Below are 16,816 nucleotides of genomic sequence, written 5' to 3'. Positions count from 1 at the left end.
AATTGCCCGAGCCGGATCAAGTGGATAATGTGCGCCACTCATGAAGGGGCCGTGCCCGGGCAGACGTGCCGGGCCGAAGAAGTGAATGCAGGAAATAGACACGCATGTCTGACATTTTTCGTGAAGTCGATGAAGATATCCGCCAGGAAAAATACCGTCGGCTTTGGGACCGCTTCGGTCCGTGGGTGCTTGGCGTTGCGGTCTTGATCATTGTTGGAACCGGCGGCTATCGCGGCTGGCTCTACTGGCAGGAACAGCAGTCCCAGAGCGCTGGCGACACGTTCTTTGAAGCCGTGAGGCTTTCCGAAGCCCAGAACTACGAAGAAGCAGCAGCTCTTTACGGTGAACTGGACGACGCCCTTGGCGGATACCCGGCCTTGGCGAAACTGCGTCAGGCAACCGATCTTTCCAATTCCGGCAAGACTGAAGAAGCCCTGGCCGAATTCGATGCCCTGTCGCGCGATACCAGCATCATGGATGCTCTGCGTGATGTTGCAGCGCTGCGTGCCGCTTATCTTGCCGTCGACACCCAAGGCTACGGCGATATTGCCGACAGGGTCGAGAAGCTGACCGGCGACACTGGTCCGTTCCGTGCAGCTGCACGCGAACTTCTTGCCCTAAGTGCATGGAAAGACGGCGATATTGAAACAGCCCGTCAGTGGATTTCCGCTCTTGAAGACGACGCGGAAACACCGGCAGACGTGAGCCGCCGCGTGTCAATCCTGAGTGACGTGATCCGGTCCAGCAACGGCGAAGCCAAGGCGGACAGTGAAGGAAACAACCAGTGAGTTTTGTAACCGTTTCTTTCCGCAGACGCGGTGTTTTTAGTGCCATTGCGCTTTCGCTCGTCCTCACCGGTTGCGGGTCGGTCAGCGAATTTACCGAGAACATAAACCCGTTTGCTCGCGAGAAAATCCTCAAGGGTGAGCGCCAGCCCGTGTTCGACGGCGCCGATCCGGCAGCCGAAGCGCTCGGCCAGGCAGCAAAGGTCGGTTCTGCGACTGGCGGGCAGTCCTGGTCAACAGCCGGTGGTGGCCTGACCAACGATCCGGGCAACGTCGCCATATCCGTCTCCGGCAATCGTGCCTGGCGCGCTCAGGTCGGCTCGTCCGGCGGCGGGCTGACAACATCCGCACTTCGGGTGTCTTCCCGTCCGGTCAGCGATGGCAGCCGTATTTATGTCTACAAGCCGAATGGCGAAGTCGTAGCGTTGTCGACGGGCGGTGGACGCCAGTGGACCCAGAACCTGCGTCCGGAAGGCGAAAGGGATGTGGGTCCTGGTGGTGGTGTTGCCGTTGAAGGCGGCGTTGTCTACGCAGCCACCAGCTATCGTCAGGTGGCGGCTCTTGAAGCCGGCTCCGGCCGGGAAATCTGGAAAGTCGACATCGACACGCCGGCTCGTGGTGCGCCTGTTGCCGGTGCCGGTCATGTGATCGTTGTATCCCAGTCCAACGAAGTCTATGCCCTGAAGCAGTCTGACGGCAGCGTTGCCTGGACCTATGCAGGTATCGAGGAAACTGCTGGTCTGTTGTCTGCGGCCAATCCGGCCATTTCCGGCAACCGTGTCATCGTGCCGTTCTCCTCCGGTGAAATCATGGCCATCGACATCAAGTCGGGCGAACCGGCCTGGATCGATGGCGTGTCGCGCGGCTTCAGGACACTTGCCCTGTCCGGTCTCGCGGACGTTTCGGCGAGCCCGGTTGTCTCCGGCAGTACGGTTTATGCCACTGGTGTTGCCGGCCGCACGGTTGCGGTGGATGCCCGCACCGGCCAGCGTCGCTGGGAACAGGATCTCGGCAGCGTGCACACGCCGGTTGTCTCCGGCAGCGCGTTGTTCATGGTTGATCTCGACGACCGTATGGTCGCCCTCAATCTGAAAAACGGGGAAACCCTCTGGGCAACGGCCTTGCCGCGTCCGGAAAAGAAGAAGAAGCGCCGCAACTGGGCTGGACCGATCCTGGCGAATGGGGCACTGGTTGCCTTTTCCAGCGACGGTCAGATCGCAATCGTGGATGCCGCTTCTGGAAAAACCATGTTGACGCAGCGGACCAATACGGATGTCTATGTGACACCGATCGTCGCCGGAGGCCGGATTATCGTGCTGACAGGCAATGACGGCGTCGCTGCCTTCAACTAGCATTTGAGGCAGGGCCCGAAGAGGCCCGCCTATCAGGAGAAACTGCTGTGGGCGCTACTGTCGCCATTATCGGACGGCCGAATGTCGGCAAGTCCACCCTGTTCAATCGCCTTGTGGGCAAGCGCCTGGCGCTGGTAGACGACACACCTGGTGTGACGCGAGACCGGCGGCCGGGCGATGCCCGTTTGGGCGACTTGCGCTTTACGATCATCGACACCGCCGGTCTCGAAGATGCGGACAAGGAATCCCTCGAGGGCCGCATGCGCCGGCAGACCGAGGAGGCAATCGAAACCGCCGACGCGGTTCTGTTCGTGATTGACGCTCGTGCCGGTGTAACGCCGCTTGATGCCCATTTTGCCGAAGTCGCACGCAAGACCACCCGTCCGGTGATCCTGCTGGCCAACAAGGCGGAAGGCAGGGCCGGAGAGAGCGGACTTTACGAATCCTATTCGCTTGGTCTTGGTGATCCGATTGCAATCTCCGCTGAACACGGCGAAGGGCTTGCTGATCTCTATGATGCTCTGAAACCTCATGTCGACCGGGTCACGGAAGAAGAAGAGGCAAAGCGCGAAGAGGCAATCACCAACGTGGATGTCGACGAGGACGGTGAATTCGTCGAGGACGAAGAGCCGGTCGGCACAATTGAAAGACCGCTGCGTGTTGCCATCGTCGGCCGCCCGAATGCGGGCAAGTCGACGCTGATCAACCGCATGCTGGGCGAAGACCGCATGCTGACCGGACCGGAAGCAGGCATCACGCGCGATTCCATCTCGGTAGACTGGGTCTGGCGCGACAGGCATATCAAGCTGTTCGATACGGCCGGTATCCGGAAAAAGGCGCGCGTTCAGGAAAAGCTCGAAAAGCTTTCCGTGGCAGACGCTCTGCGTGCGATCAAGTTCGCCGAAGTGGTCGTTGTCACGCTGGACGCCACCATGTCCTTCGAGAAGCAGGACCTGCAGATCATCGATCTGGTTGCGCGCGAAGGCCGCGCGCTGGTGATCGCGATCAACAAGTGGGACCTGATCGAAGACCGGGAAGAAGCCTGGAAGAAAATCAAGGACGCCAACGAGCGGTATTTCAACCAGATCCGCGGTGTTCAGATCGCGACTTTGTCCGGCCAGCAAGGGCAGGGCGTCGATCGCCTGATCGAAAGCGTCTTTACCGCCTACGAGGCCTGGAATTCGCGTGTCTCGACCGCCAAGCTGAACCGTTGGCTGGACAAGGTCACCGCGAACCATCCGCCCCCCGCAGTTGCCGGACGCCGGGTGCGCCTGCGCTACATGACCCAGCCCAAGACGCGGCCGCCACATTTCGTGGTTTTTTGTTCGCGTCCCGAACAATTGCCGGAAAGCTACACGCGCTATCTGGTCAACTCGCTGCGCCAGACCTTCAACATACACGGAACTCCCATTCGCCTGTCCTACCGCAAAGGCGAAAACCCTTACGCCCCGAAGAGAAAACGGGGCTGAGTGGGGAGGGCAGCCTGCCATTTTGCCAGGCTGCCAGCCAGTATTCTTCTTTCCTGGCGGGAAAGCAGCTTTCCGCCGCGCTATCGACACTTAAGGGAGTTTGAACCATGTCCATCGACCGGCTGGAATTCGCCGTTGCCCTTGCCGAAAAGGCTGGCGAGCTCGGTCTCGACTATTTTCACAAGCTGGACACGCTGACGATTACGCAGAAGGGGCATCAGGACCTCGTCTCGGAAGCGGACCGCAATGTGGAAACGCTCATCCGCGCGGAACTCGCAAAGAGCTATCCGGACGACGGTATCCTGGGCGAAGAGCATGGCATGGAAGAAGGGTCTTCGGGCTACACCTGGGTTACCGACCCGATCGACGGTACGGCAAATTTCGTTGCCGGCATTCCGCAGTGGTGCGTCATCATCTCCTGCGTTCATCAGGGCCAGGTGATTGTCGGTGTGATCCATGATCCGGTGTCCAAGGAAACCTTCAAGGCTGCCGCCGGTCACGGTGCGTTCCTCAATGGCAAGCCGATCCGTGCCTCCGACAGCGAAAGCCTCTCTCACGGTTCAGTCGGTGTTGGTTTCAATGGCCGCACTGCCGTTACGGATGCGGTCAACGTCGTCGGTGCTCTGGTCTCCAAGGGCGGTGTGTTCTTCCGCAACGCCTCGGGCGGTCTGATGCTTGCCTACGCGGCTTCCGGGCGCCTTATCGGCTATGTAGAATCCCACATGAACGCCTGGGACTGCCTTGCAGGCATGCTGATCACCAAGGAAGCCGGTGGTGAAGTTCTGGAACAGGACATCAACCAGTCCCTTTACGACGGCGCACGTGTCGTTGTTGGCGCTCCCGGCGTCTTTGCCGACCTGAAGGAAATCGCCGAAAGTTCCTTTGCGCCTTTCGAAGCTGCTTAATCAGCCTCACACATGCTGGTCGACGAGAACCGGGTTTCCATCCGGGTCGACCAGCATGAAGCTGGCCCGACCACTGCCGGCCTCGTCAGCTTCGGATACGAATGTGTATCCCTTCGCCTTCAGCGTCTTTTGGATGTCCCGTACATCCTGAAAATCTTCCAGTGTCCTGGCATCCTGGTCCCAGCCGGGATTGAAGGTGAGTATGTTCTTGTCGAACATGCCCTGAAACAAACCGATGATGGTATCGCCATTCTTCAGGACCGCCCAGTTGTCCGCGTCCGAGATGCCGATATCCACGAAGCCAAGTCCTTCGTAGAACGCCTTCGATTTTTCGAGGTCCTTGACGGCCAGACTGACCGAGAACGCGCCGAGTTTCATCTTCCTGGCTCCTCTGCAGCGACCGCCGCTGGATACCCTGCATGCTTTCAAAGTTCCAGAAAGGAAGCAAGTTCCAGGCGGGTCTTCTCGGTAAAATGAAAGCCCTTCCAGCCAAGCGCCTTCGCTACGCGAACGTTTGTGGCGCTGTCGTCGATCAGCAAGATCTCGGACGGGGCAACCTTGAGAGTGTCGCTGACATGGGCGAAGAACGCGGTGTCCGGCTTGGCTGACTTGATGCGGCCGGAAGAGAAAATCCGGCTGACCAGCGAGCCGAAGCCGGCCTGATGCTCGATGTAGCTGGAGCGGCGATCTTCATTGTTCGTCGCAATTACCTGAACGACGTCATGACTTGTCAGATGTTCAAGCAGGCTGCAGGTGAAGGGATCCCGCAGATCATCCTTGGCAAACCAGTAGTCGAGAAGATCTCCCGCATCCAGGAGGTAGCCACACCGGTCAAGCCAGTCTTGCAGGTGAGTTTTTATGTCCCGTTTCCCGGAGATGACTTGGAGGAAGGAGGCATCGAAGACGCCGCGTTCGAATGCATCGAGTGCAATTCCGAGGTCGCTCTCCAGCGTGTCAGCCCAGATGAACCTGCCGTCGACGACATTGCGGTTTAGAACGCCGTCGAAATCCCAGGCGATGACACTGATATCTGACCGCATGGCATGCTTCCCTTCCGATCATCGACCGGAAGGCGTAAAGGGAATGAACGGGCTATGCAACCCTTGATTGGATCAGCCCAGCAGGATCCGCCTTAGGGCTGAATCCATTCTCCGCTGACGCGGTCGTACAGGCCGCCGGTTTCCAGAACGTCCGGCATCAGCAAGGGCAGAAGATCTGCCGCAACATCATCCGGCGTCGGAAGATTGGTGGCGAGCTCGCCTGGCATTGCCTTGGCGCGCAGCCCTGTGCGGGTAGGGCCCGGGTCGGCCAGGTTGATCTTCATCTTGGTCTGCAGGCTTTCGTTCGCCCAGGTCCGTGCCATGGCTTCAACGGAAGCCTTGCTGATGGACTGTAGGCCCCAGAAGGGTGTGCAGGTGCTTGCATGAACGGAAGACAGGAACAGTGCACGGCCCGCGTCCGACTGGCGCAGGAGCGGGTCCAGAGAGCGGATCAGCCGCCAGTTGGCAACGACATTCACCGCCGTCACTTTCTCGAAGTCCTTCGGGCTGATGTGGCCGATCGGCGACAGAACACCCAGCATGCCGGCATTGGCGACGAAGATATCGAGCTTCTTCCAGCGTTCGTAGATCGCGGCGCCAAGCCGGTCGAGCGCGTCGAAGTCGGTCAGGTCAAGCGGGACGAGCGTTGTTTCCCCGCCTGCGGAGCGGATCTCGTCATCGAGGTCTTCCAGGCCGCCGACAGTTCGCGCAAGCGCAATGACATGCGCACCACGTTCGCCGAGCTGCTTTGCGATCTGATAGCCAATTCCGCGGGAGGCGCCGGTGACGAGAGCGACCCGGCCTTCAAAGTCTTTGATCATGCGTGATCTCTTAGATCAATTTGCCTTCCGGCGGTACCGCCGAAAGGCATAAATTGAAGCGGTCCAAAGAGTTTTGAGCGCTTTAGCCGACCTCGACCAGGCGAGGGGCGCTGACGAAGTCCTGATCCTCGGAAAGATCGGTCAGCGGTGTCGGGTAATCGCCGGTGAAACAATGATCCGTGAACTGCGGGTTGGCATCGTCGCGGCCATCGTAGCCCATGGCCTTGTAGATGCCATCGACGGACAGGAAGGCCAGGCTGTCGGCACCGATATAGGCGCGCATTTCCTCAAGACCGTATTTTGCAGCCAGCAGCTTTTCACGCACCGGCGTGTCGATGCCGTAGTAGTCGGAATACTTGATCGGCGGGCTGGCGAGCCGGAAGTGAACTTCCTTCGCACCCGCTTCGCGGATCATCTGCACGATCTTGACCGATGTTGTTCCGCGCACAAGGCTGTCGTCCACAAGCACGACGCGCTTGCCTTCGATCTGAGCCCGGTTGGCGGAGTGTTTCATCTTCACGCCAAGTGCACGGATCTGCTGGGTCGGTTCGATGAACGTGCGGCCGACATAGTGGTTGCGGATGATGCCGAGTTCGAACGGCACGCCGCTTTCCTGGCTGAAGCCGATGGCCGCCGGCACACCGCTGTCCGGCACCGGAACGATCACGTCGGCTTCGACGTTGGATTCCCGGGCCAGCTGGCGCCCCATTTCGCGGCGAACGTCGTAGACGCTGCGACCGCCGACAACGCTGTCGGGGCGGGAGAAGTAGATGTATTCGAAGATACACGGACGAGCCGGGCGTTTGCCGAACGGGAAGAAGGATTCAATCCCTGTTGACGTGCAGACGATAACTTCGCCATTTTCCACTTCGCGGATGAACTTTGCCCCGATGATATCGAGTGCGCAGGTCTCCGAGGCCAGGATCGGAGCACCATTCAGATCGCCCAGCACCAGCGGGCGAATGCCGAGCGGGTCACGCGCGCCGATCAGTTTCTTCGACGTCAGCGCCACCAGAGAATAGGCACCTTCCATCTGGGTGATCGCGTCGATGAAACGTTCGACGATTTTCCCCTTGCGCGAGCGGGCAACGAGCTGCAGGACCACCTCTGAATCGGAGGTCGACTGGCAGATTGCTCCGTCTCGGATCAACTGGCGGCGCAGGGTGAGGGCGTTGGTGAAGTTGCCGTTGTGGCAAACGGCAATGCCGCCACCGTCCAGCTCGGCAAAGAGCGGCTGCACGTTCCGCAGGATGGTTTCACCGGTCGTCGAGTACCGAACGTGGCCGACAGCGGCCTTTCCGCTCAGCCGCTCGATGGTGTCGGCGTCGGAGAAGTGATCGCCCACCAGCCCGAGATGGCGTTCCGCACGGAACTGCTCGTTGTCAACGGTGACGATCCCCGCTGCTTCCTGCCCGCGGTGCTGGAGCGCATGAAGCCCGAGCGCGGTCAGCGCGCTGGCATCCTCATGACCCAGAATGCCGAAAACACCGCATTCTTCGCGCAAGGTATCTGCATTGATGTCGAACGGTTCGTGCACGTCGGTTCCGCCAGCCATGGCGAACACTCCTTCGTTCTGGCCGGTGGGAGGACCGGCCGGGTCTTGCGGTCAAAAGTCTGTCATCGTCACGCAGGTGGACGAAACATTGGCCGCTTTGCAAATGGTACATCGTCCCGCACATATTTGGGCGCGGGATGCCTCATTCAGCGCTGCACCTCAAGCGGTGCCCGTTACTGCCCCAGTCTCGGTTAGTGTCCCTGGTTTATGCCCAAGGCCTGTTAGTTACTATCCGTCGTCAGCTGTTCAAGTCCCTGACGTTCTGAATCGCTGTAGGCCGGTTCATCAGTCGGGGTTGCTCCCCCTCCGGCCTGGTTGTTCTGCCGGATCTTGTCCAGGATCGCCTTTTCCGGGTCTTCTGGCAGCACAGCCACCAGCCGTTCACCGATAGACAGCAGGATCGGCCGCGACTTGGCTGTCTTGACCCAGTTCGGCTGCTGTTCCGGCTGGACGAACCAGTTGAAGAACATCATCGCGACGACGACCAGCAGCAGACCGCGCACAGCTCCGAACACGAACCCGAGGGTCCGGTCGAGGGCGCCGATCCGGCTGTCGAGCACGAAATCGGAAATCCGCATGGTGATATAGCTGACAACAAGCAGCGTGACCAGAAAGACTGCCGCGGCAGATACGCCCATGGCAACCAGGTCATGGTTGATATACTGCTTTGTGTAAGGAAGAACCCGTTCGTACAGCAGGAATGCCGCAGCTGCCGCAGCCACCCAGGAAACGATGGAAAGAACTTCCCTGACAAATCCGCGGATCATCGCAAGGACCGCCGAGATGAACATGATGACCAAGAGCAGTCCGTCCAGCAGCGTTATCGGCATGTTCCTGAAAAATCCTCTGTCTGGCGCTCTTTCAAGAGCTTAAACTTTTTGCCCAAACCCGTCACCATCTTGCGTCAGGTCTGCCCCGTAGCACTAGCCTCCGCCGAAAGTTTGGCAACAAAGTCCCCAAGTTCCGGCACGCCTGTCGTCCTGAACGAAGACACGGTGCCGTCCTTGAGATTGCCCTCCGGACAGTAAGCCTGATCGAAGCCGAGTTTCTCGGCTTCTTTCAGTCTGGAAGGGGCTTGGGCGACCGGCCTGATGGCCCCCGACAGGCTGACTTCGCCGAAATAGACGCAATTGGCCGGAAGGGCAAGTCCGCTGAGTGAGGAGATTAACGCTGCTGCCACGGCAAGATCGGCTCCAGGCTCGTTGATCTTGAGACCGCCGGCGACGTTCAGATAGACATCATGTTGTGAAAAGCGGACGCCGCACCGTGCCTCAAGCACGGCCAGGATCATGGAAAGCCGCGCGCTGTCCCAGCCAATGACGGCCCTGCGCGGTGTTCCCAGAGAAGACTGCGCCACCAGTGCCTGGATCTCGATCAGGAGAGGTCTTGAGCCTTCCAGACCGGCGAAAACGGCTGCTCCGGGCGCAGACGTGTTTCTGTCTCCCAGGAACAGGGCGGAAGGATTGGGGACTTCCTGCAGTCCCTTGCCGGTCATCTCGAAAACGCCGATTTCATCCGTCGCGCCGAAGCGGTTCTTGACCGAGCGCAGGATACGATACTGGTGAGCGCCGTCGCCTTCGAAATAGAGCACCGCGTCGACCATGTGCTCGACCACGCGCGGGCCGGCAATCTGCCCGTCCTTGGTCACATGGCCGACAAGAACAAGGGTGGTGCCGTTCTTCTTGGCATAACGCACCATCGCCTGGGCGGACGCACGCACCTGCGTCACGGTGCCGGGAGGAGATTCCACCTGGTCTGTCCAGAGCGTCTGAATGGAGTCGAGGATGAGTAAGGCCGGCGCCGTGTCGGATTCCAGCGTCGCCAGAATGTCTTCAACGCTCGTTTCCGCAGCCAGTGCCACGGGGGCCTGGGCGAGCCCGAGCCTTTCGGCCCGGAGCCGAACCTGTCCAATGGCTTCTTCGCCCGAAATATAGACGGTTTTGTGCCCGAGGTTGGCCAGTTGCGCAGCCGCCTGGATCAGCAATGTGGATTTGCCGATGCCGGGGTCGCCGCCGACCAGCAGGGCAGACCCTCGTACGAAGCCGCCACCAGTCACCCGGTCAAGTTCAGGCACCTTCGTCTGAATGCGCGGGGCTTCCTTGGCATCGCCGGAAAGGCCGACAAGGGGAATGACACGGCCCTTGCTGCGGGAAGCCCTGCCGGGGCCGCCACCGACGCCGCCGCCGGTCTGCTCCTCCACGATGGTGTTCCATTCACCGCAGCTTTCACAACGGCCAACCCACTTGGCGGTAACCGCGCCGCAGGACTGGCAGACGAAGGATGTGGAGCGCCGTGCCATGCAAATTGCCTTTCGCTCTCGGCTCCGGTCAGGTCAGGGGCGCATAGACGCGCTCAAACCGACGTCCGAGGCTTGTCAGATATTCGTAGTCGATGGTTTCCGCATAAGCGGCAAGATCGGAAGCTGCAACACCTGGCCCCAGCATTTCCACAAACGCGCCGCGCTGAAGCAGGTGTTCAGGCACATCCGTCACGTCGAGCGTGATCATGTCCATTGAAATCCGGCCGAGGATCGGCACCTTGTAACCGCCGATCAGCCCGAAGCCACCCGGGCGGTCGTCCGTGGAGCCGGCACGGCGGATCATGCCATCGGCATAACCGGCAGCCACGACGGCATTGCGCAAAGGGCGCCTTGCGGTTTGTTTCGCGCCATAGCCGATCGTATCGCCCTGTGGAACGTCGCGCACGATCATGATGCGTGCTTCCACCTTGGCGACCGGTTTCATCGGGTTGGGCTCGGTTTCGATAGCCTGCCCGCCGTAAAGCGCGATCCCGGGACGGACAAGGTCGAAGTGGTAGTCCGGGCCAAGCAGCACCCCGGCTGAATTTGCCAGCGACCGCGGAATGTGAGGGAAGGGGGCGGTTGTCTCTGTAAACAACTTGAGTTGCCGCCGGTTCATGTCGTGGTCGGGTGTCGAGCCACAGGCAAGATGGCTCATCACCAGTGATGGCTGGAACGGCCCCAGAACGGCGTTGTCACCCAGAGCGCGGGTGAGTTCAGCCGGAGACAGGCCCAAACGGTGGATGCCGGTATCGACATGGACAGCGGCGGCATTGTTCTTGCCCGACGCCTTGCAGACTTCCCCCCATTCCAGAAGTTCTTCCAGACTGCCGAGGACGGGACGGATGTCATGGGTCAGAAAGTGGTCGGCCGTTCCCGGAAACAGCCCGTCGAGCACGTAGATGACGGCGTCCGGAAGACTTGCACGTAACGTCAGGGCCTCGGTCGGCACCGCGACGAAAAACGTCCTGCATCCCGCTTGGTAGAGGGCTGCAGCGGTTTTGTCCTGTCCGGTTCCATAGGCATCGGCCTTCAGAACGGCAGCGCAATCGGTGCTGTCGCTTACCTTGCCTTTCAGCAAGGACCAGTTCGACACGATCGCATCGAGGTCGATCGTCAGTCGTCCGCCGTAAAGATCAGATGGGAAGGCTTGTTCAATCGTCGCAGGCACGGTCCGGATATCTCTCCAGTCAGAATCAATGTCTGAAATTCGAGAGTGAGCTTATCGCATCGGGGCGTATTTGCACCAACGGCCAAACCGCCAAAAGCGTGACCAAGTGAAGCGCACTGCAGCGCTCCCCCCGGGAAGTGCGCTGAAGAGCGGAAGCTCAATCCATATAGAGGAATTCGACGCCGGCTTCGCCGGAGCGCACCCACCGAATTTCACCGTAAAACCGCAATTTCCGGCTTTCGATTTCGATGGTGATACGCTGATGCCGTTCAAGACCCTTGGTGTTGGTCGCAACGCGGCAACCACCGACGCTGATGTCTTCGACCACGCAGGGGCGATGGGTCGCGTCCTGCTTCAAAAGGCCGGACCACTTGCATCTTTTACGCGGAAAGATGCGAGCTTCTTCGAGGAGTTTTTGTGCCGACGAATACAAGATGCGGTCACCTGGAAAAGATTTTAGGCGAAATTCTTTCTACTTAAAGTAAGTGAGGAGTTTTAACAGTGGCTTAATCGTGAGCGACGGCGTGTCCATTGCCAAATGCCGCAAGTGAGCCGCAGACGAGAGCTTGAATGCGGCATCAGGCGGCTATCGGGGCACCTTGTCTCAAGGACCGTCCAAAATCGCGAAGACGCCCGTTATTCGTAGCGTTCGGGCAGGTGATCTTCTTCGGCAAGATCGGAGAAGCGGGTGTACTGGCCTTCGAAGTGCAGGTTCGCCGTACCGGTCGGGCCGTGACGCTGCTTGGCGATGATGACTTCTGCCTTGCCTTTGAGCCGCTCCATATCCCGTTGCCAGTTTTCGTGTTCGACAGTTCCGAATTCCGGCTCGGTCTTGGACAGGTAATATTCTTCACGGAACACGAACAGGATCACGTCGGCGTCCTGCTCGATGGAGCCTGATTCACGCAGATCCGACATCATCGGTCGTTTGTCGTCACGCGATTCCACCTGACGGGAGAGCTGTGACAGCGCGATGATCGGGACGTGAAGTTCCTTCGCAAGCGCCTTCAGACCCGTTGTGATTTCGGTGATTTCCTGAACGCGGTTGCCAGAGTTTTTGTTCGAGCCCGACAAGAGCTGGATATAGTCGACCACGAGCAGGTCGAGACCGCGCTGACGCTTCAGACGCCGTGCCTTGGCAACCAGCGAGGCGATGGAAATACCACCGGTCTGGTCCACATGAAGCGGGACGGCCTGCATGGTCTGGGCACAGGCGGCCAGCTTCTCGAATTCCGCTTCGGTGATATCGCCGCGGCGGATTTTCGAGGACGAGATTTCCGCCTGTTCGGAAATGATACGGGTGGCCAGCTGTTCGGCCGACATTTCCAGAGAGAAGAAGCCGACAACGCCGCCGTTCACGGTCTTGATCGAGCCGTCGGGCTGTTCTTCGGACTTGTAGGACTGGGCGATGTTGTAGGCGATGTTGGTTGCCAGGGAGGTCTTGCCCATCGCGGGACGACCGGCAAGCACGATCAAGTCCGAATGCTGCAGACCACCCATCAAACGGTCCAGTTCGCGCAGGCCTGTGGAAATACCGGAAAGGGCACCTTCACGGTTATAGGCGGCGTGCGCCATCTCGATGGTTTCGGTCAGGGCGTCGCCAAACGCGACGAACCCGCCTTCGCTGCGGCCGGTTTCTGCAAGTTCGAACAGGCGGCGCTCGGCATCATCGATCTGCTGGGAGGGGGGCACATCGATCGGGGCGTCGAAGGCGATATTGACCATGTCCTCGCCGATGCGGATCAGATTGCGACGGATCGCCAGGTCGTAGATGGTCCGGCCGTAGTCTTCGGCGTTGATGATCGAGGCGGCATCACCGGCCAGTCGCAGAAGAAACTGGGTCGCGGACAGATCCGCAATCTTCGCGTTGGCGGGATAGAAGGTCTTCAGCGTGATCGGCGACGCGGTTTTGCCGGCGCGGATCAGATGGCTGATCTTCTCGTAGATATCCTGGTGAGCAGGCACGAAAAAATGATGTGGTTCCAGAAAGTCTGAGACCCGGTAGAACGTCTCGTTGTTAACGAGAATCGCTCCCAGAAGCTGACGTTCCGCCTCGGCATTGTGTGGTGCCAAGCGCTGGATGTCTTCTTCCGTTTCGACCTTCTGTAGCGTGCCCTTCATAACGACCCCCGTTGACCCAAGTTCATTGGGAATACTCTGTGACGGGGGAGGGCTCAAGGTTCAAAAATGGCTGATTTCGATTCCCACCGGCTTGGACAAATCAGCGGGGAAAGAATCGAATCCAGCTTGACTCTGAACTCGATTGAAGACTCAAGGGCCTACCTCTTAGTTATTGAAATTTATGATATTTTCGAGAAGATTAATAGCTGGTTAATGAATTTTCGAGCAGTTTCAAGGCCTTAAACCGGAAACTGAAAAGCCAGGATTAGGCGTGGCTTGCCATCATTTCAAAAAGTTGCCGGCAAACAAAAAAACGGCGCTGAAGCCAGCGCCGTTTTCTAAAGTCCACAAGGGAAGCGAAGTGCTTAGGCTTCTTCTTCCACTGCTTCTTCGGAAGCTTCTGCACCTTCTTCGGTGTCTTCTGCTTCTTCGTCTTCTTCGAATTCGAAGACGTCCATTTCCGGCGTGGAGAGATCTTCGCCGGCAGCCTGACGGACAGCTTCGTCTTCAGAACGGGCAACGTTGACGCTGATGGCGACTTCGACTTCCGGGTGCAGCTGGATCAGAACGCTGTGCAGACCGATCGTCTTGATCGGGTTGCGCAGTTCAACCTGGCTGCGGGAAACGGAGAAGCCGGCATTGGTCAGGCCGTCAGCAATATCGCGCGTGGAAACGGAACCGTAGAGCTGGCCGGTTTCACCAGCGGAACGGATCATCACCAGGGATTCGCCGTCGAGCTTGGAGGCAACGCCTTCAGCTTCGTTCTTGCGCTCAAGGTTACGAGCTTCGAGCTGAACGCGTTCACGCTCAAAACGCTCGAGGTTCGACTTGTTGGCGCGCAGTGCCTTGCCCTGCGGCAGCAGGAAGTTACGGGCATAGCCGTCGCGTACGCGAACGGTGTCGCCCATCTGGCCGAGCTTGGCGATGCGCTCAAGAAGGATAACTTGCATGTCATTTCTCCTACTGTCCCACCCGTTGAGGATGGTTAGAGGCCGTTTGCCCGCGGCCCCAATTCGGGTCTTCCGGGAACCCCCGAAAGAAACGTCTCAAGATTTTCGAGAAACGCTTAGCTAATCACGAACGGCAGCAGGCCGAGCAGGCGGGCGCGCTTGATCGCACGGGCCAGTTCACGCTGCTTCTTCGCGGAAACCGCGGTGATGCGGCTCGGAACAATCTTGCCGCGCTCGGAAATGTAGCGCTGCAGCAGACGGATGTCCTTGTAGTCGATCTTCGGCGCGTTGGTGCCGGAGAACGGGCAGGTCTTCCGGCGACGGAAGAACGGACGGCGGCTCGGGAGCTGTGCAATATCAACCATCAATCTTACTCCCCTTCTGCGCGGCGCGGAGCGCGCTCACCGCGGTCGCCACCGCGTCCACCGCGGTCACCGCCGCGATCGCCACCACCAAAGCGGCCACCACGATCGCCACCACGGCGGTCGTCACGGTCGCGCTTCTGCATCATTGCAGACGGCTCTTCGTCGAGTTCATCGACCTTGAAGGTCATGAAACGCAGAACGTCTTCGCTCAGACCCATCTGACGTTCCATCTCGGCAACCGCGGCGTGCGGAGCGTTGATGTTCATGAGGGTGTAGTGAGCCTTGCGGTTCTTCTTGATGCGGTATGCGAGGGAACGCAGACCCCAGTTTTCCACCTTGCCGATAGTACCGCCAGCGCCTTCGATGAGGCCCTTGTACTGTTCGACGAGTTGTTCGACCTGCTGGGCCGAAACGTCCTGGCGAGCCAGGAATACGTGCTCGTAAAGAGGCATGGAAATAGCCTTTCTTCGTGTTGACAACGCGGGATCGGCGCAGAGCCTCCTCGTAGCCCCGGAAAGGCACGAGAATTCTAACGAGAGCGGGAACACGGGAAGTCGGATCCGATCAAGGATCCTGGCGTCATGCCCTTCCGTTCAGCCCCCGGCCAAACCCCGGATGAAGCGCGCTCTATACTCTGTTTTGCGGAAATTGCAAGCAGCATACTTCCGAAAGGATCGAAAATCGGGAGAAGATACGAACGCTGCCGATTTGGAAGATTGCCTGACTGTCTATATATATCGAGTTCCCGAAGCAGGTAAGGGGAGGACCGGTTTCGCGCGCAAGACAACGCCCATCGGGTTGCCGGGCATTTCAGGGATAATCAGGACAAAGGAAAACCGGCAAAACCGCCCGAAAAGCGGAAATGATTGCCCTGTGGGCCTTGACAGTTTGGTCAAGACCGTATCATAGCCTCGCGCCAAGTTCGATTTCAGCCTGCACGGGCTGTCTTCTCCGCTTTCTAATAAGCCGTCGACCTTTCGCTATAAGAACAACAAGGTCCGCTCACGAGTCACGGAGGCGTTTCCAGATGACCATTGCATTCACATTTCCCGGCCAGGGCAGTCAGGGCGTTGGAATGGGTAAAGCCCTTGCCGATGCGTTCCCGGAAGCAAAAGCCGTTTTCGACGAAGTCGACGAGGCGCTTGGCCAGAAGCTGTCCGATGTCATGTGGACTGGTCCGGAAGAAACGCTGACGCTGACAGCAAATGCTCAGCCTGCACTTATGGCGGTCAGCCTTGCGACCATGCGCGTTCTGGAAGCCCGCGGCCTCGACCTTGCCGGCAGTGTTTCCTTTGTCGCAGGACATTCTCTTGGTGAATATTCCGCGCTGGCTGCTGCCGGCAGCCTGGATATTGCGACCGCTGCAAAGCTCCTGCGCGTGCGCGGAGATGCCATGCAGGATGCGGTTCCGGCCGGTCAGGGTGCAATGGCTGCGTTGCTCGGGCTGGAGTTTGATGTTGCCGCAGAAGTGGCCGAGGCTGCCGCACAGGGCGAAGTCTGCCAGGCCGCGAACGACAACGCGCCGGGGCAGGTGGTTGTTTCCGGGCATCTGGCCGCCGTCGAGCGCGCCGTCGAGATTGCCAAGGCCAGGGGCGCGCGCCGTGCGGTGATGCTGTCGGTCAGCGCACCGTTCCATTGTTCTCTGATGGGCCCGGCTGCCGACAAGATGGCCGAAGCTCTGGCGAATGCCGAAATTCGCTCTCCTGTCGTGCCGCTGGTAGCAAACGTGCTTGCGCGCCCGATCACTGACGCAAATGAAATTCGCGATCGTCTTGTTCAGCAGGTGACCGGTACCGTGCGTTGGCGCGAAAGCATCACCTGGCTTGCCGACAACGGTGTCGACACCTTTGTCGAGGTTGGGACAGGCAAGGTGCTGACCGGCATGGTCAAGCGGATCGCCAAGGAAGCCACCGGCATGGCGGTCAATTCTCCGGAAGACATCGACGCCCTTATGGAAAAGATCTCCGGATAAGGCTTATATCG

The 16,816-nt window shown here is 59.2% G+C and carries 17 protein-coding genes; 5 read left to right on the top strand and 12 right to left on the bottom strand.

Annotation, left to right across the window (positions count from 1 at the left end):
* The first annotated feature begins 104 nt into the window (after nucleotides 1–104).
* From HCG46_RS19180 to HCG46_RS19165, 4 genes are all read left to right on the top strand, one after another.
* Nucleotides 105–788, top strand: coding sequence for a tetratricopeptide repeat protein (locus tag HCG46_RS19180; protein ID WP_168687090.1), 684 nt, complete (start codon nucleotides 105–107; stop codon nucleotides 786–788).
* A complete protein-coding gene (locus HCG46_RS19175; protein ID WP_168687089.1) occupies nucleotides 785–2,137 on the top strand; it encodes a PQQ-binding-like beta-propeller repeat protein in 1,353 nt (450 codons plus the stop codon). Before HCG46_RS19180 ends, HCG46_RS19175 begins: the two co-directional genes overlap by 4 nt.
* A gap of 47 nt (nucleotides 2,138–2,184) precedes the next feature.
* Complete coding sequence (der, locus tag HCG46_RS19170; RefSeq protein ID WP_023003952.1) at nucleotides 2,185–3,606, top strand: ribosome biogenesis GTPase Der; 1,422 nt, start codon at nucleotides 2,185–2,187, stop codon at nucleotides 3,604–3,606.
* Between the two features lie 107 nt (nucleotides 3,607–3,713).
* Entirely contained in the window at nucleotides 3,714–4,511 is a 798-nt protein-coding gene (locus tag HCG46_RS19165; RefSeq protein WP_023003953.1) for an inositol monophosphatase family protein, read from the top strand.
* Between the two features lie 6 nt (nucleotides 4,512–4,517).
* Here the strand turns inward: HCG46_RS19165 and HCG46_RS19160 are convergent, their stop codons facing one another.
* The 12 genes from HCG46_RS19160 to rpsF all read right to left on the bottom strand — a co-directional run bounded on the left by HCG46_RS19160 (nucleotide 4,518) and on the right by rpsF (nucleotide 15,285).
* Nucleotides 4,518–4,889, bottom strand: a complete 372-nt coding sequence (locus tag HCG46_RS19160) for a VOC family protein (RefSeq protein ID WP_168687088.1) — start codon at nucleotides 4,887–4,889, stop codon at nucleotides 4,518–4,520.
* A gap of 47 nt (nucleotides 4,890–4,936) precedes the next feature.
* Complete coding sequence (locus HCG46_RS19155) at nucleotides 4,937–5,551, bottom strand: HAD-IA family hydrolase (protein WP_168687087.1); 615 nt, start codon at nucleotides 5,549–5,551, stop codon at nucleotides 4,937–4,939.
* 92 nt (nucleotides 5,552–5,643) lie between these two features.
* Entirely contained in the window at nucleotides 5,644–6,372 is a 729-nt protein-coding gene (locus tag HCG46_RS19150; protein WP_152506948.1) for an SDR family NAD(P)-dependent oxidoreductase, read from the bottom strand.
* An 82-nt stretch (nucleotides 6,373–6,454) separates the two neighbouring features.
* A complete protein-coding gene (purF, locus tag HCG46_RS19145; RefSeq protein WP_023003957.1) occupies nucleotides 6,455–7,927 on the bottom strand; it encodes an amidophosphoribosyltransferase in 1,473 nt (490 codons plus the stop codon).
* 221 nt (nucleotides 7,928–8,148) lie between these two features.
* Nucleotides 8,149–8,757 (bottom strand): CvpA family protein, encoded by a 609-nt coding sequence (locus HCG46_RS19140; RefSeq protein ID WP_023003958.1) that lies wholly within the window; start codon nucleotides 8,755–8,757, stop codon nucleotides 8,149–8,151.
* A gap of 74 nt (nucleotides 8,758–8,831) precedes the next feature.
* Nucleotides 8,832–10,226, bottom strand: a complete 1,395-nt coding sequence (gene radA / locus HCG46_RS19135) for a DNA repair protein RadA (protein WP_062489055.1) — start codon at nucleotides 10,224–10,226, stop codon at nucleotides 8,832–8,834.
* 28 nt (nucleotides 10,227–10,254) lie between these two features.
* Entirely contained in the window at nucleotides 10,255–11,397 is a 1,143-nt protein-coding gene (alr, locus tag HCG46_RS19130) for an alanine racemase (RefSeq protein ID WP_168687086.1), read from the bottom strand.
* Between the two features lie 157 nt (nucleotides 11,398–11,554).
* Nucleotides 11,555–11,830 carry a PilZ domain-containing protein gene (locus tag HCG46_RS19125; RefSeq protein ID WP_023003961.1) on the bottom strand — a complete coding sequence of 92 codons (276 nt, stop codon included), beginning with the start codon at nucleotides 11,828–11,830 and terminating at the stop codon, nucleotides 11,555–11,557.
* A 203-nt stretch (nucleotides 11,831–12,033) separates the two neighbouring features.
* Nucleotides 12,034–13,518, bottom strand: a complete 1,485-nt coding sequence (locus tag HCG46_RS19120) for a replicative DNA helicase (RefSeq protein ID WP_023003962.1) — start codon at nucleotides 13,516–13,518, stop codon at nucleotides 12,034–12,036.
* Nucleotides 13,519–13,883: 365 nt separating this feature from the next.
* Complete coding sequence (gene rplI, locus HCG46_RS19115) at nucleotides 13,884–14,468, bottom strand: 50S ribosomal protein L9 (RefSeq protein WP_168687085.1); 585 nt, start codon at nucleotides 14,466–14,468, stop codon at nucleotides 13,884–13,886.
* Nucleotides 14,469–14,584: 116 nt separating this feature from the next.
* Nucleotides 14,585–14,833 carry a 30S ribosomal protein S18 gene (rpsR, locus tag HCG46_RS19110; RefSeq protein WP_023003964.1) on the bottom strand — a complete coding sequence of 83 codons (249 nt, stop codon included), beginning with the start codon at nucleotides 14,831–14,833 and terminating at the stop codon, nucleotides 14,585–14,587.
* A 5-nt stretch (nucleotides 14,834–14,838) separates the two neighbouring features.
* Nucleotides 14,839–15,285, bottom strand: a complete 447-nt coding sequence (gene rpsF, locus HCG46_RS19105) for a 30S ribosomal protein S6 (protein WP_023003965.1) — start codon at nucleotides 15,283–15,285, stop codon at nucleotides 14,839–14,841.
* 575 nt (nucleotides 15,286–15,860) lie between these two features.
* Here rpsF and fabD point away from each other — a divergent pair.
* Entirely contained in the window at nucleotides 15,861–16,805 is a 945-nt protein-coding gene (fabD, locus tag HCG46_RS19100; RefSeq protein WP_168687084.1) for an ACP S-malonyltransferase, read from the top strand.
* The last annotated feature ends 11 nt before the right edge of the window (nucleotides 16,806–16,816 follow it).

It is taken from the genome of Labrenzia sp. PO1 (assembly GCF_012273635.1).
GTDB lineage: Bacteria > Pseudomonadota > Alphaproteobacteria > Rhizobiales > Stappiaceae > Roseibium > Roseibium algicola.
This window is presented reverse-complemented; position numbering and strand designations above follow the sequence as displayed.